A 15,427-nucleotide genomic window follows, 5' to 3' on the forward strand; every position below is an offset into this window, starting at 1 on the left:
AGAGAGGCTCCTAAGGGTGAAGACCGGTCTTGGTGCAACGATAGTGAGAGCGGGCAGGCGGCTTCTGTCTTCGCTGCCGGCGCTGTTCGGCGTGCTGGTCTTCACCTTCCTGTTGATGCGCGTCCTGCCCGGCGACCCCGCGGTGTTCTTCGCCTCGGGGCCCAATGCCGGCAAGGAGGAGATCGAGCAGATCCGCAAGCAGATGGGGCTCAACAAGTCGGTGCCGGAGCAGCTCGTGTTCTATCTCTCCGACATCGGCCACGGCAATCTCGGCCGCTCCATGATGACGGGCCAGCCGGTGCTCAAGGATCTGCGCGAGCGGCTGCCTGCTTCGCTCGAGCTCACCTTCACCGCGCTCCTGATCGCGCTGATCGCGGCGGTGCCGCTCGGGGTGGTCGCGGCCTTGCGGCCGGGCTCGATCGTCGATCACGGCGTGCGGCTGTTCTGCGCTCTCGGTGTCTGCGTGCCGACCTTCGTGTCGGGCCTGCTGTTGATCTACGTCTTCTACTATCTGCTCGGGCTGGCTCCTGATCCGACCGGGCGCATCGACGTCTTCACCTCGCTGCCGCCGCAGCACACCGGTTTTCTCTCCATCGATTTCCTGCTGGCTGGCGATCTCGACGGCTGGTGGGCGGCTTGCAAGCAGCTGATCCTGCCGGCGCTGAGCATGGCCTTGTTCGTGATCGCGCCGCTGGCGCGGATCACGCGCGCGTCGATGCTGGTCTCGCTCGGCAGCGATTTCGTGCGCACCGCGCGCTCGGTCGGATTGTCCTGGCGCAAGGTGGTCGTGACCTATGCGCTGCGCAATGCGATCCTTCCCGTCATCACCATCGCCGGCATCGTGTTCTCGACCATGCTGGGCGCCAACGTGCTGGTGGAGAAGGTGTTCTCCTGGCCGGGCGTGGCTTCCTATGCGCTCGATGCGCTGCTCTCGTCCGACTATGCGCCGGTGCAGGGCTTCGTGCTGCTGATGGCCAGCCTGTTCGTGCTGGTCAATCTCGTGGTCGATGTCTGCTACGGCATCGCCGATCCCCGGGTGTCGATCGAATGACCAGTGCAACCCTTCGCCATTCGGTCTGGATACTGCGCGGCAATCCGCTCACCGCGGTTGCTGCGACCGGTGTGCTCCTCTTCGTCCTGGTCGCGATCTTCGGACCGTGGATCGTGCCTTACGATCCCGTAGCCTCGAACGTCTCGGAGGCGTTGCAGCCGCCGAGCGCGACGCACATTGCCGGTACGGACCAACTCGGGCGCGACGTGTTCAGCCGTCTCATCATCGCCGCGCGGCTCGACCTCGCTATCGCGGTCTCCGCGGTCGGAATCTCCTTCGTGATCGGGGCCGTCGTCGGCGCGTTCTGCGGCTATGCCGGCGGCCGGCTCGATCGCGCCGTCGGCCGTTTCGTCGACGTGATGATGGCGTTTCCGCTGTTCGTGCTGGCGATGGCGATGGTGGCCGCGCTCGGCAACCGGATCGAGAACATCGTGATTGCGACCGCGATCATCAATCTTCCCTTCTACATCCGCTTTGCACGGGCCGAGGTCAACGTCAGGCGCAATGTCGGCTGGGTCGAGGCCGCACGCGCCTGCGGCGAGAGCCATTTTTCCGTGGTGCTGCGTTTTCTGCTGCCGAACATCCTGCCGGCGATGGCGGTGCAGATCTCGCTCAATCTCGGCTGGGCGATTCTGAACGCGGCCGGCCTGTCCTTCATCGGCCTCGGCGTCAAGCCGCCGACGCCGGAATGGGGCATCATGGTCGCCGAAGGCGCGCGCTTCATCTCGACGGGGCGGTGGTGGCTGGTGGCGTTTCCAGGCCTCGCGCTGATGATGGCGGTGCTGTGCTTCAATCTCCTCGGTGACGGGATGCGGGACATTCTCGATCCCCGGATGCGCACATGAGCGAGGACCTGCTCAGGATCGACGACCTCCACGTCGCGTTCTCGACGCGGCGCGGAATGGTCGAGGCCGTGCGCGGCGTGACGCTGACCGTCAAGGCCGGTGAGATGCTCGGCCTCGTCGGCGAGAGCGGCTCGGGCAAGTCGGTCACCGGCTTTGCGACGACGCGGTTGCTCGATGCCGCCGGGCGCGTCACCGGGGGCAAGATCCTGTTTCGCGGCCAGGACGTGACGAAGCTCAGGGGCGATGACCTCCGCCAGCTCCAGGGCGCCGCGATGTCGATGATCTTCCAGAACCCGCGGGCGGCGCTCAATCCGATCCGGGCCATCGGATTGCAGATCGCGGACGCGATCCTCACCCACAAGCGCATCTCGAAGGAGGCCGCGCGCGCCGAGGCGCTGGACCTGCTGCGCGCCGTGCAGATCCGCGATCCCGAGCAGCGGATGAACGCTTATCCGCACGAGCTCTCGGGCGGCATGTGCCAGCGCGTCATGATCGCGATTGCGATCTCCTGCAATCCCGCGCTGCTGATCGCCGACGAGCCGACGACCGGGCTCGACGTCACCACGCAGAAGGTGGTGATGGATCTGCTGGCAGACATTGCCGCCGCGCGAGGCATGGCGACGATTTTGATCACGCATGACCTCGGCCTCGCCGCGCGCTATTGCCGCCGCATCGCCGTGATGGAGCGTGGCCGCATCGTCGAGGAGGCGAGCCCCGGCAAGCTCTTCAGCGCGCCGCAGCACGCCTATACGAGGCGCCTGGTCGCGGCATCGCCGACGGCGACGTCACGGATCGAAGACCTCGTGACTGAGGAGGAGAGAGAGCGTTACAACGCCATTCTCGACAAACCGCGGCCGGTGCTGCCACATGGCACGCCGCCGCTGCTGGAAGTGCGAAAGCTCGCAAAGCGTTTCGACCAAGGCTCCGCCGCGGTTGCCGACTTCTCGATGACCATGGCCGGCGGCGAGAGCGTCGGTCTGGTCGGCGAGTCCGGCTCAGGCAAGAGTACGACGTCGCGCATGATCTGTCGCCTGATCGACCCGAGCGAAGGCGACATCGTGTTCGACGGGCAGTCGATCGGGCACGTGGCGTCGCGTGATTTTCACCGCTCGCCATTTCGCAAAGACATCCAGATGGTCTTTCAGGATCCGAACGAGAGTCTCAACCCGCGCTTTACCGCGTTCGATTGTATTGCCCATCCCTTGATGCGGCTCGACGGCATGCGCACGGGTGAGGCGCTGCGTCAGCGGGTGGAAGAATGCGCGCAGCGCGTCGGGCTGCCGCTCGATCTGTTGCCGCGGTTTCCGCATCAGCTCTCCGGCGGGCAGAAGGCCCGCGTCGGCATCGCCCGTGCCATCGCCTGCCGGCCGCGGCTCCTGGTGCTGGACGAGCCGACCGCCGCGCTCGACGTCTCGGTTCAGGCAGTGGTGCTGCAACTGCTCGACCGCCTGCGGCGCGAGAACGACATCGCGCTGCTGTTCGTCAGCCACGATCTCAACGTGGTGCGCATGCTCTGCGACCGCACCATCGTGCTGCGCAATGGCGGCATCGTCGAGCAGGGTGAAAGCCGGGCGCTGTTCGACAATCCGAAGACCGACTACACGCGCAAACTGGTCGAGGCGATCCCGCACATCGAGACTGGGCCGACGCTGGCGGCCGCTCTGTGAAGCCTCGCGCGGCCAAAAAAGAGAAATGAGATCCGCCGGCGAAGGCCCATTTAGTGGCATACCATTTGCTTGCAAATGGGCTCGGTTTCACTTGCCCCTGGCCAATGCTGGCCGGAATCACGGCATTACTGGGAGGATTTCATGGATCGCAGGACCGTATTGAAGGGACTGGCCGGCGCGGGCGGTCTGGCATTGACCGGTCTCTCGGCGCCCGCGATTGCGCAAGGCGCATCCGCCCGGACCCTCCGCTTCGTGCCCCAGGCCAATCTCGCCAATTTCGACCCGATCTGGGGCACGCAATATGTCGTGCGTAATGCCGCCGCGATGGTCTGGGACACGCTCTACGGCATCGATTCCTCGCTGCAGCCGCAGCGTCAGATGGTCGAGTCCGAGGAAGTGACCGACGACGGCACGACCTGGACGTTCAAATTGCGGCCGGGCCTCAAGTTCCATGACGGCGAGCCGGTGCTGAGCAAGGACGTCGTTGCAAGCCTGACGCGCTGGTCGGCGCGCGATCCGATGGGACTGATGATCAAGGCGCTGCAGCAGGAGCTGACGGCCGTCGATGACCGCACCTTCAAATGGGTGCTCAAGCAGCCCTTCCCGAAGCTGCTCTACGCGCTGGCCAAGAACAACTCGCCGTGCGGCTTCATCATGCCGGAGCGCATCGCGCAGACCGATCCGTTCAAGCAGATCACCGAATATGTCGGCTCCGGGCCGATGAAATTCGCCAAGGGCGAGTGGGTGCCCGGCGCGAAGGCGGTGTTCGAGAAGTTCGCCGACTACGTGCCGCGGCAGGAGAAGGCATCCTGGCTCGCGGGTGGCAAGCAGATCCTGGTCGATCGCGTCGAATGGATCGTGATGCCGGATCCCGCCACGGCAGCCGCCGCCTTGCAGAACGGCGAGGTCGACTGGTGGGAGAGCCCGATTGCAGACCTCGTTCCGGTCCTGAAGAAGAACAAGAATATCAGCGTCGATATTGGCGATCCCCTCGGCAATATCGGCTCGTTCCGCATGAACCATCTCTTTGCGCCCTTCAATGACGTGCGGGCGCGGCGAGCGGTGCTGATGGCGCTCAGCCAGGAAGACTACATGCGCGCGATCGTCGGCGACGACACGGCACTCTGGAAGCCGCTGCCCGGCTTCTTCACGCCGGAGACGCCGCTTTACAGCGAAGCCGGCGGCGAGATCCTGAAGGGCAAGCGCGATCTCGATGCGGCCAAGAAGCTTCTGGCCGAGAGCGGCTATTCCGGCCAGCCGGTGACGTGCCTGGTGGCACAGGACCAGCCGATCACCAAGGCACAGGGCGACGTCACCGCGGACCTGCTGAAGAAGCTCGGCATGAATGTCGACTTCGTCGCCACCGATTGGGGCACGGTCGGCTCGCGCCGCGCGCAGAAGACGCCGCCCGGACAGGGTGGCTGGAACATGTTCCACACCTGGCACGCCGGCGCAGACTGCATCAATCCCGCCCCATACACCGCCATTCGCGCCAACGGCGACAAGGCCTGGTTCGGCTGGCCGAACAGCCCCGGCACGGAGAAGGAGGTCGCGTCCTGGTTCGAGGCCAAGAACCTCGACGAGGAGAAGGCCGCCATCGGCCGCCTCAACAGGGCGGCCCTCGATGACGTCGTCTACGCGCCGACGGGCTTCTTCCTGAGCTACACTGCGTGGCGCAAGAACGTCTCCGGCATCACCAAGGGGCCGCTGCCGTTCTTCTGGGGCGTGTCCAAGTCTGCATGATCGTGCGCTGAGGCCAGATGCTCTCCTACATCCTCCGTCGCATCGTCGCGACCTTGCCAGTCATGGCGATCGTCGCGCTGTTCGTGTTCAGCCTGCTCTACATCGCGCCGGGTGATCCGGCCGTGGTGATCGCGGGCGACCAGGCGAGTCCGGAGGATGTGGAGCGCATCCGGCAGAGCCTCGGCCTCAACCGTCCGTTCCTGGTCCAGTTCGGAAGCTGGGTCTGGCGCATCCTGCACGGCGATCTCGGCACCTCGATCTTCACCAATCTGCCGGTCTCGGCGATGATCGGGCAGCGTCTCGGTCCGACGCTGTCGCTGATGATGGTCACGCTGCTGCTCACGATCGTGGTGGCGGTGCCGCTCGGCGTGGTGGCGGCGTGGAAGGCGGGCAGCCTGATCGACCGCGTCATCATGGGCTTTGCCGTGTTCGGCTTCTCGTTGCCCGTGTTCGTGGTCGGCTACATGCTCGCCTATATCTTCGCGCTGGAGCTCGAATGGCTGCCGGTGCAGGGCTATACGCCGCTCACGCAGGGCTTCTGGCCGTGGCTCGAGAACCTGATCCTGCCGGCGATCGCGCTCGGCTGCGTCTATATCGCGCTGGTCGCACGCATCACGCGGGCGGCCATGCTCGAAGTGCTGCAGCAGGACTATATCCGCACTGCGAAGGCCAAGGGACTCGGGCAGGGCGGCATCCTGTTCATTCACGCGCTCAAGAACGCGGCGGTACCGATCGTGACCGTGATCGGGATCGGCATCGCGCTGCTGATCGGCGGCGCGGTCGTGACCGAGAGCGTGTTCGCGATCCCCGGCCTCGGCCGCCTCACCATCGATGCGATCCTGCGCCGTGACTATCCGGTGATCCAGGGCATCGTGCTTCTGTTCAGCTTCGTCTACGTCCTCGTCAATCTGATGATCGACGTCGTCTACACGCTCGTTGACCCGAGGATCCGCTATTGACCGATACCACCGTCAATCCGCAATCGCTGCCGGCCGGTCTCGTCGTCGCGCCGCAGCTGCCCGAGATCCTGCGGCCGGTCACGATCCGGCGCGGCTTCGTCGGCCTCCTGCGCGGCCATCCGACGGTCGCGATCGGCGGCGCGCTGCTGCTGACGCTCGTGCTGATCGCGGTCTTCGCGCCTTATCTCGGCACGGTCGACCCGACCGCGCTCGCGCCCGCCAAGCGCACACGGGCGCCGTCGGCCGATTTCTGGTTCGGCACCGACGTGCTCGGCCGCGACATCTATTCCCGCGTGCTGTTCGGCGCGCGAGTCTCGCTCACGGTCGGCCTGTCGGTCGCGATCTTCGCATCTGCGGCGGGTCTCGCCATCGGCATGATCTCCGGATTCATCCGCTGGGCCGACGGCATCCTGATGCGGTTCATGGATGGCCTGATGTCGATTCCGCCGATCCTGCTCGCGATCGCGCTGATGGCGCTGACGCGCGGCAGCGTCGGCAACGTCATCCTGGCGATCACCGTTGCCGAAATCCCGCGTGTCTCGCGCCTCGTCCGCAGCGTGGTGCTGTCGCTTCGCGAGCAGCCCTATGTGGATGCGGCCGTGGCCTGCGGCACGCGCTCGCCAATGATCATCCTCCGCCATATCCTGCCCAACACGGTCGCGCCGATGCTGGTGCAGGCGACCTATATCTGCGCCAGCGCCATGATCACCGAGGCGATCCTGTCCTTCATCGGTGCCGGAACGCCGCCGACCATCCCGTCCTGGGGCAATATCATGGCCGAGGGCCGCGCACTGTGGCAGGTGAAGCCCTACATCGTGTTCTTCCCGGCGGCGTTCCTGTCCGTCACCGTTCTCGCCGTGAATCTGCTCGGCGACGGCCTTCGCGATGCGCTCGACCCGCGCATGGCCAAGAGCCTCTGATGGATCGAGGCTGATCGCGATGGCTTTGCTCGAAGTCGAGAACCTCCAGACCCATTTCCGCACCCCCAGCGGCATCAATCGCGCGGTCGACGGGGTGTCCTTTCATGTCAACGAGGGCGAGACGCTCGCCATCGTCGGCGAGTCCGGCTGCGGCAAGTCGGTGACGTCGATGTCGCTGATGCGGCTGATCCCGGAGCCGCCGGGCAGGATCGCCGGCGCCATCCGCTTTGCGGGCAGGGACCTGCTGAAGCTGTCCGATCGCGAGATGCGCGCGATCCGCGGCAACGACATCTCGATGATCTTCCAGGAGCCGATGACCAGCCTCAATCCGGTCCTGACCGTCGGCCGCCAGATCCGCGAGACCTTGATGATCCATCAGGGCCTCGACAAGCAGGCGGCGGAGGCGCACGCGATCGAGATGCTGACGCTGGTCGGCATTCCCGAGCCGAATCGCCGGGTGCGCGAATACCCGCATCAGCTATCCGGCGGCATGCGTCAGCGCGTCATGATCGCCATCGCGCTCGCCTGCAATCCCAAGCTTCTCATTGCGGACGAGCCGACAACCGCGCTCGACGTCACGATCCAGGCGCAGATCCTGAAGCTGATGCTGGACCTGAAGAGCCGGGTCGGAGCTGCGATCATCCTCATCACCCACGATCTCGGCGTCGTCGCCGAGATCGCCGAGCGCGTCATGGTGATGTATGCCGGCCGCAAGGTCGAGGAGGCGCCGGTGGCCGAGCTGTTCCGTTCGCCGCGTCATCCCTATACACAGGGTTTGCTTGGCGCGGTGCCGCGGCTCGGCTCCTCGCTGACGGGCACGGCAAGACGGCTTGCCGAGATTCCCGGGCAGGTGCCGGATCTCCGCAAGCCGATCACCGGCTGCGTCTTTGCCGGCCGCTGTGCGCTCGCGACCGATCTCTGCCGCCAATATGCGCCGGGGCTGGAGGAGAAGGGCCCCCGCCACGTCGCCGCCTGTCATTACGCCGCCAAGGGAGCCATCGCGGCATGAGTCCTCCGCTGCTCCAGGTCAACGACCTCAAGAAGCACTTTCCGGTCAAGACCGGCCTGTTCGGCCGCAAGTCCGAATTCGTCTATGCGGTCGACGGCGTGTCGTTCGAGATCGCGCGGGGCGAGACCCTGTCGCTGGTCGGGGAGTCCGGCTGCGGCAAATCGACGGTCGGCCGCGCCATCCTGCGGCTGTTCGAGATCACCTCGGGCCAGGTCATCCTCGACGGCCAGAGGATCGACGACGCCGCGCCGAGCACGATGCGCCAGATGCGCCGGCGCGTGCAGGTGGTGTTCCAGGATCCGTTCTCGAGCCTCAATCCGCGCATGCGCGTGCGCGATATTCTCGCCGAGCCGATCCGCAATTTCGGCCTCGCCAAGTCTGCGGAAGATCTCGAGGTTCGCGTCACATCGCTGATGGACACGGTACGCCTGCCGCGCGAGGCGCTGAACCGCAGGCCCCACGAATTCTCCGGCGGCCAGCGCCAGCGCATCGGCATTGCGCGCGCGCTTGCGGCCGAGCCCGAGTTGATCGTGTGCGACGAGGCGGTTTCCGCGCTCGACGTTTCGGTCAAGGCGCAGATCGTCAATCTGCTGCAGGATCTCCAAAGCGAGTTCGGCCTCGCGCTGCTGTTCATCAGCCACGATCTCGCGATCGTCGAGCACATGACCCATCGCGTTGCGGTCATGTATCTCGGCAAGATCGTGGAAGTGGCGCCGCGGCGGGAGATCTTTGCCGCGCCAAGGCACCCCTACACCAAGGCGCTGCTCTCGGCCGTGCCGCTGCCGGAGCCCGGAGCGCAGCGCAATCCGATCATTCTCAAGGGCGACGTGCCGAGCCCGATCAACCCGCCGAACGGATGCCGCTTTCACACCCGCTGCCCGTTCGTCTTCGACCGCTGCCGGACAGAGGAGCCGATGCTGCGTTCGACCGGAGCCGAGCAGTGGGTGGCCTGTCACCTCGACGAAGTGCCGTAGGGTCTAACCCTGCCGGCGCAGGAAGCCCGTGATCGTGACCTTTTCCCAGATGCCGGCGGCAGCAAAGGGATCTGCGCGGTTGAAGGCTTCGACCTCGGCGCGGCCCGGCGCTTCGATCAGGAACAGGCTGCCGATCATCGTCTGGCCGTCGTCGGAGACCAGCGGCCCCGACATCACGATCTTGACGCCGAAGCGCGAAGTATCGCTCAGGAAAGCCTTGTGCGCGTCGTAATTGGCAAGCCGCGTGGGCAGCGCACCGGTGCGGTCGAGAGCGTGAATGGCGAACAGCATGATGGTCTCCGTTTCTTGCTTCGGTTCTTGGGACGGCCGCGGGGGCGGCCGTCCGGACTCGACGTGATCGGGTGGTCTACTTCGCGCCAAGCTTGCCGGCGTCCTCGAAGGTCGGGCAGGTGCGCTGCTCCAGCGGGACGTCGAACGGCTGGTAATTGTCCTTGGTGATGACGGTCGGCTTCAGCACGATCTCGCTGATGACGGGCTGATTGCGCAGGGAGCGGATCGCCATCATGGTGCCGAGGCAACCTTGCGCAAAGCCGTTGTAGTCGCCGCTCGCCAGCAGCTTGCCTGACTTGATCGCGTCGATCGCCTCCTTGGTGCCGTTGATGCCGATCACCTGGGCCTTGCGATTGGCACCGTCGAGCGCCTCGATCGCGCCGACCGCCATGGCGTCATTGGCGGCGAGCACGCCGTCGATCTGCGAGTTCGACTGCATCAGGTTCTCCATCACCTGGAGCGCCTGGAGCCGCTGGTAATTGCCGGGCTGGGAGGCCAGCAGCTTGGCGCCCGGATTCTCCTTCAGCGCGTCGTTGAAGCCGCGGACGCGGTCGACATTGGTCAGCGAGCCCTTGACGCCCTCGATGATGACGATGTTGCCCTTGCCTCCCAGTGTCTTCAGCAGGAAGCGCGCGGTCTCCAGCCCGAGGCTGTAGTCGTCGGCGCCGACGAAGGACAGGAACTTGCCGCCGGCTGAGCGGTCGGTGATGTTGACGACCGGGATCTTGGCCTCGTTGATCTTCTCGACGCCGGGCACCATCGCCTTGTAGTCGACCGGCGTGAAGACGATCGCGCTCGGCTTCTTCACCACGACGTCCTCGATCTGGCTGAGCTGCTCGGGGATCGAGTCCGGCTTGGTCGGGATGTACTGAAGCGTCTTCGCGTTCAGCGTCTTCGCCATGTTGTCGGCGCCGACCCGCACCGTCTGGAAGAACGGATTGGTCTGGTTCTTGGTGAAGACGGCGATGGTCTCGCCATCGGCGCGCGCCCCGGTGGTGAACGCGGCCGCCATCAGCAGCGGCAGCGCCAGATAGCCAAGTTTCTGTTTCATGTTGCCTCCATCCCTCGTTTTGCTTGTTGGAACTTCAAGAACTCATTGCGCGCGGCGGCGGGTCTTCATGTCGAGCCAGACCGCGAGAATGACGATGACGCCGGTGACGAGCGGCTGCCAGTTGGCGCTGACCGAGAGCAGGTTCATGCCATTCAGCACCAAGGTGAGGATCAGCGCGCCGATGAAGGTGCCGAACACGGTGCCGACGCCGCCGAACAGCGAGGTGCCGCCGATCAGCACGGCCGCGATGGCGGGCAGCGTCAGGCTCTCGCCGATGTCGGCCTCGGCCGAATTGAGCCGCGACAGGAAGATGATCGAGGCGAGCCCGGCCATGGTGCCGGAGACGGCATAGACCAGCAGCAGGCGCCGCGCGACCGGGATGCCTGAGAGCCGCGCCGCGACCGGATTGGCGCCGATCGCATAGATCTCCTGGCCCCAGATCGTGCGCTGCGCGAAGAACGTTCCGATCCCGAGGAAGACCAGCAGCAGATAGACCGGGATGGGCAGGCCGAACAGATAGCCGCTGCCGATCTGGCGGAAGCCGGCCGGGAAGCCGTGCAGGGTCTCGCCCGCCATGTACCAGTAGGTGAGGCCGTTCAGCACCCAGAGCATGCCGTAGGTGGCGATGAAGGAGGGGATGCGGAGCGCAGTGACCATGATGCCGTTGAGCAGGCCGACGATGCCGCCGCAGGCAAGGCCGGTGAGGATGCCGAGCGCCGGCGAGCCGGTCGTGTGGATCACGGTCCCGGCGATACAGGCGGACAGCGCGACATTGGCGCCGACGGACAGATCGAGGCCGGCGGTCAGCACCACCAGCGTCAGGCCGGAAGCGATGAAGAAGGTCAGGCTCGCCTGCCTGAGCACGTTGAGGATGTTGCCGAGGCTGAGGAAGGAATCGCTGAGCACGGCGAGCACGGCGCAGATCAGGAGTGCCGCGAGCAGGCGGTAAAACACCTGGATCGCGTCCTGCGAGAGGAACGAGCGGGGCGGCGCGATGGCGTCCTTGGTGATGTCGGTCATGCGCGGCTCCTGAGGCCGTCGAGGAACAGGGCAACGATGACGAGCACGCCGACGCTTGCGACCTGCACAGAGGACGGCAGCGAGATCAGGTTCAGCCCGTTGCGCAGCACGCCGACCGAGAGGACGCCGAGCAGCGTGCCGAGCAGCCAGCCATTGCCGCGCTCGAATGAGGTGCCACCGACGGCGACGGCGGCGATGGCATCGAATTCGAGACCGAGGCCGGCGGTGGGGTGACCGGAGTTCATCCGCGCGGTCATCAGCAGACCCGCGATGCCGGCCATGGCGCCGCCGATCGCGTAGACGGCGATCAGGAGCCGGTTCGGCGAGAGGCCGGCATAGCGCAGCGCCTCGCGGTTGCCGCCGAGGGCGAAGATGTAGGTGCCGAATCTCGTATGATAGAGCAGCACGTGGAAGACCGCGTAGGTCACGAGCGCCATCACGATCGGAACGGGGACTCCCAGAAGCGTCGCCGAATAGATGTCCCGCACGCTGTGGGGAATGCCGACGACGCTCTGGCCGTCGCTGACGATCAGCGACAATCCCTGCGCCATGCCGAGCGTGCCCAGCGTCGCGACGAAGGGCGGAATGCCCACGATCGCGACCAGCCAGCCATTGGCGAGGCCGAAGGCCGTGCCGACCAGCAGGCCGGCACCCAAGCCGAGCAGCATCGACTTGGTCGCGAGCGACACGATGGCGACGCAGAGCGAGGTCAGCGTCAGCACCGCGCCCATCGACAGATCCAGCCCCTCCGTCATGATGATGAGCGTCATCGGCAGCGCGAGCATGGTCAGGATGGTCGACTGCACCAGCACGTTGGAGAGATTGGCGACCGACAGGAAGCCGGGCGCGATCACGCTGAACAGCGCGATCAGCAGCACCAGCACCATGGCAACGCCGGGGATGCGTTGCAGCGGATTGGGCTCTGAGACGATCGCGGCTTCACGCATGATGCATCCCCAGTCGCACGATGTTCTCCTCCGTCAGTTCGCTGCGCGTCAGGTGCCCGGCAATGCGCCCCTCGCGCATCACATAGGCGCGGTCGCAGACATGGCAGATCTCGACCTGCTCGGACGAGATCATCAGGGCCGCCGCGCCTTCCGCGACGAGGCGGTCGATCAGCGCAAAGATCTCGGACTTGGCGCCGATGTCGATGCCCCGCGTCGGCTCGTCGAAAATGAACAGCTTTGAGCCGGCAGCCAGCCACTTGCCGATCACGACCTTCTGCTGGTTGCCGCCCGAGAGCAGGCCGACGGTTTGCCGCGCACTCGGTGTCGCGATCCTCAACTGGCGGATCAGGCCGTCGGCGGTGCGCTGCGCACTGCGCTGGTCGAACAGGCCGCTCGGGAACAGCTTTCGCAGCGCCGACACCACGAGGTTATCGCTCACCGACCGCAGCAGCGCCAGGCCCTCGCTCTTGCGGCTCTCCGGGATCAACGCGATGCCGCGGCGGGCGGCGAGGTCCGGCTCGCCGGAGATGGTCTTGCCATCGAAGATGATCTGCCCTGATGTGACGGGGTCGGCGCCGAAAATGGCGCGCGCGACCTCGCTGCGACCGGAGCCGACGAGCCCGCACAGGCCGACGATCTCGCCCCGGCGCACCTCGATATTGATATCGGAGATGCCGGTTGGCGCGGTCAGGCCCTTGACCTCGAGCAGCAGCTCGCCGGGCTTGTCGGCAAAGTGCCGCGGATAGGTCATGTCGACGTTGCGGCCGACCATCATGCGGACGAGCTGGTCCGGCGTGACGTCAGCGGGACGGACGCCGTCGATGCGGCGGCCGTCGCGCAGCACGGTGATGCGATCGCCGAGCGCGAACACCTCGGCCATGCGGTGCGAGATGTAGACGATGGACACGCCGTCGGCCTTCAGCCGCGCGATCAGCGCAAACAGCAGCTCGGTCTCTCGGTCCGACAGCGCCGCGGTCGGCTCGTCCATGACCAGGATGCGGGCGTCCTGGCTGATCGCTTTCGCGATCTCGACCATCTGCTGCTGCGCCACGCCGAGCTTGTCGATGGTGGTGGAGGGATCGATGTCGAATCCGATCGTGGCGAGCACGCGCCTCGCATCAGCCAAGATCTTCCCGCGATCGATGGTACCGGGGATGCGGCCCTTCGGCTCGCGACCCAGGAAGATGTTCTGGGCGATATCGAGATGGGGGACCAGCGAGAATTCCTGGAAGATCACGGCAATGCCGAGCTTCTGCGCGTCCGCGGTGGAATTGATCGCGACGGTCTCGCCCTTGTAATAGAACTCGCCGGCGTCGGCGCGGTAGGCGCCGCAGAGGACCTTCATCAGGCTCGATTTGCCGGCGCCGTTCTCGCCCAGCAGCATGTGGACTTCGCCGGGATGGACGGCAAAGGACACGTCGTCCAGCGCCTTGACACCGGGGAATTCCTTGCTGATGCCGCGCAGCTCGAGCAGCGGCGTCGGCGAGGTGACCTCGATCGGAAGTGCGTCGCTCATATCTTGGCTCCGCTCGCAAAGATCTTTCCGGGGTTCATCAGTCCATCAGGGTCAAGCGCGGTCTTGATCTGCCGCATCACGTCGACGGCTTCGCCGAGTTCATCGGAGAGATAGCCGATCTTGCCGAGCCCGATGCCGTGCTCGCCGGTGCAGGTGCCGTCCATGGCAATGGCGCGGGCGACCATGCGGGCCTGCAGCGCCTTGGCGCCTTCGGCCTCCTCCGGCTTTGCGGGATCGATCAGGATCAGCATGTGAAAATTGCCGTCGCCGACGTGACCGACGATCGGCGCGACGAAGCCGTGCACGTCCGCGTCGCGCCGCGTCTCGGTGAGGCATTCCGCCAGCCGCGAGATCGGCACGCAGACATCCGTGATCACCGCGCGTGCGCCGGGGCGCAGGCCGAGGCCGGCATAGAGCGTGTTGTCGCGGGCGTGCCAGAGCCGGCTGCGATCTTCCGGCGCCTTCGCCCAGGCAAAGCCATGGCCGCCATGGTCGGCGGCGATGGCCTGCGCGGCTTCGGCCTGCTCGGCGACGGAGGTCTCCGAGCCGTGGAATTCGAAGAACAGGGTGGGGGCCTCGCGATAGCCGAGCTTGGCATAGGCATTGATGCCCCGCATCATGACGTCGTCGAGCAGCTCGATGCGCGCCACGGGGATCGCGGACTGGATCACCGAGATCGCGGTATCGACGGCATCGTGCAGGGTGTCGAAGCTGCAGACCGCGGCCGAGATGGCCTGCGGGACCGGATGCACTTTCAGCGTGATCTCGGTGATGACGCCGAGCGTGCCTTCGGCGCCGACGAACATGCGCGTCAGATCATAGCCGGCGGCCGACTTGCGCGCGCGCTTGGCGGTCCGGATCACGCGGCCATCGGCCAGCACGACTTCGAGCGCCATGACATTGTCCTTCATGGTGCCGTAGCGCACAGCCATGGTGCCGGAGGCGCGCGTCGAGGTCATGCCGCCGATCGAGGCGTCGGCGCCGGGGTCGATCGGGAAGAACAGGCCGGTATTGCGCAGCTCGGCATTGAGCTGCTTGCGCGTGATACCGGGCTGCACCACGACATCCATGTCGCTGTCGTGCACTGCGACAACCTTGTTCATGCGCGCGAAGTCGAAGCAGACGCCGCCGGCGACCGCGGCCGCGTTGCCTTCGAGCGAGGTGCCGGCGCCGAACGGAACGATCGGCATGCCTGCGCCGGCGCAGAGCTTGACGATGTCCGCGACCTCCTGCGTGGTTTCAGGGAAGACGACGATATCGGGCGGCAGGCTCTGATAATGCGATTCGCTCTGCCCATGCTGATCGAGCACGCCGCGCGCAACGCTCGCGCGCGGGCCGATCATGCCGGTGAGACGATCGGCCAATATGCTCGTGCTGACCCGCGGTCCCATCCTCAGCTCCCGTCTGCTCCCTGTTGCCGGACTCTCGTTGGTC

14 protein-coding genes are annotated in these 15,427 nt (G+C 65.9%); 8 read left to right on the forward strand and 6 right to left on the reverse strand.

Features of this window, described 5'->3' with window-relative positions; translation table 11 throughout:
* Positions 1-16 precede the first annotated feature (16 nt).
* The 8 genes from FJV43_RS30230 (at position 17) to FJV43_RS30265 (ending at position 9,168) form a co-directional block, all read left to right on the forward strand.
* Positions 17-1,051, forward strand: coding sequence for an ABC transporter permease (locus tag FJV43_RS30230; RefSeq protein ID WP_239622652.1), 1,035 nt, complete (start codon positions 17-19; stop codon positions 1,049-1,051).
* Positions 1,048-1,896, forward strand: coding sequence for an ABC transporter permease (locus FJV43_RS30235; RefSeq protein WP_239622653.1), 849 nt, complete (start codon positions 1,048-1,050; stop codon positions 1,894-1,896). Before FJV43_RS30230 ends, FJV43_RS30235 begins: the two co-directional genes overlap by 4 nt.
* Positions 1,893-3,563, forward strand: a complete 1,671-nt coding sequence (locus FJV43_RS30240) for an ABC transporter ATP-binding protein (protein ID WP_239622654.1) — start codon at positions 1,893-1,895, stop codon at positions 3,561-3,563. The genes FJV43_RS30235 and FJV43_RS30240 overlap by 4 nt, the downstream gene beginning before the upstream one ends.
* 141 nt (positions 3,564-3,704) lie before the next feature.
* Positions 3,705-5,306, forward strand: a complete 1,602-nt coding sequence (locus tag FJV43_RS30245; protein ID WP_239622655.1) for an ABC transporter substrate-binding protein — start codon at positions 3,705-3,707, stop codon at positions 5,304-5,306.
* Between the two features lie 17 nt (positions 5,307-5,323).
* Entirely contained in the window at positions 5,324-6,265 is a 942-nt protein-coding gene (locus FJV43_RS30250; RefSeq protein ID WP_239622657.1) for an ABC transporter permease, read from the forward strand.
* Positions 6,262-7,185, forward strand: a complete 924-nt coding sequence (locus FJV43_RS30255) for an ABC transporter permease (protein WP_239622658.1) — start codon at positions 6,262-6,264, stop codon at positions 7,183-7,185. The genes FJV43_RS30250 and FJV43_RS30255 overlap by 4 nt, the downstream gene beginning before the upstream one ends.
* 19 nt (positions 7,186-7,204) lie before the next feature.
* Complete coding sequence (locus FJV43_RS30260; protein WP_239622660.1) at positions 7,205-8,194, forward strand: ABC transporter ATP-binding protein; 990 nt, start codon at positions 7,205-7,207, stop codon at positions 8,192-8,194.
* Entirely contained in the window at positions 8,191-9,168 is a 978-nt protein-coding gene (locus FJV43_RS30265; RefSeq protein ID WP_239622661.1) for an oligopeptide/dipeptide ABC transporter ATP-binding protein, read from the forward strand. The genes FJV43_RS30260 and FJV43_RS30265 overlap by 4 nt, the downstream gene beginning before the upstream one ends.
* A 3-nt stretch (positions 9,169-9,171) precedes the next feature.
* On the opposite strand, the gene FJV43_RS30270 is transcribed toward FJV43_RS30265, so the two are convergent.
* The 6 genes from FJV43_RS30270 to FJV43_RS30295 form a co-directional block, all read right to left on the reverse strand.
* Positions 9,172-9,459 (reverse strand): YciI family protein, encoded by a 288-nt coding sequence (locus FJV43_RS30270; RefSeq protein WP_212370153.1) that lies wholly within the window; start codon positions 9,457-9,459, stop codon positions 9,172-9,174.
* Between the two features lie 76 nt (positions 9,460-9,535).
* Positions 9,536-10,510, reverse strand: a complete 975-nt coding sequence (locus FJV43_RS30275; protein ID WP_239622663.1) for a sugar ABC transporter substrate-binding protein — start codon at positions 10,508-10,510, stop codon at positions 9,536-9,538.
* A 42-nt stretch (positions 10,511-10,552) separates the two neighbouring features.
* A complete protein-coding gene (locus tag FJV43_RS30280) occupies positions 10,553-11,530 on the reverse strand; it encodes an ABC transporter permease (RefSeq protein ID WP_197968247.1) in 978 nt (325 codons plus the stop codon).
* On the reverse strand, positions 11,527-12,477 hold the full coding sequence (locus FJV43_RS30285; protein ID WP_197968246.1) for an ABC transporter permease: 951 nt from the start codon (positions 12,475-12,477) through the stop codon (positions 11,527-11,529). The genes FJV43_RS30280 and FJV43_RS30285 overlap by 4 nt, the downstream gene beginning before the upstream one ends.
* On the reverse strand, positions 12,470-13,993 hold the full coding sequence (locus tag FJV43_RS30290; protein WP_239622664.1) for a sugar ABC transporter ATP-binding protein: 1,524 nt from the start codon (positions 13,991-13,993) through the stop codon (positions 12,470-12,472). Before FJV43_RS30290 ends, FJV43_RS30285 begins: the two co-directional genes overlap by 8 nt.
* A complete protein-coding gene (locus tag FJV43_RS30295) occupies positions 13,990-15,384 on the reverse strand; it encodes an FAD-linked oxidase C-terminal domain-containing protein (protein ID WP_239622666.1) in 1,395 nt (464 codons plus the stop codon). Before FJV43_RS30295 ends, FJV43_RS30290 begins: the two co-directional genes overlap by 4 nt.
* Positions 15,385-15,427: the final 43 nt, after the last annotated feature.

Source organism: Bradyrhizobium sp. I71 (assembly GCF_022354745.1).
GTDB classification, from domain to species: Bacteria; Pseudomonadota; Alphaproteobacteria; order Rhizobiales; family Xanthobacteraceae; genus Bradyrhizobium; species Bradyrhizobium liaoningense.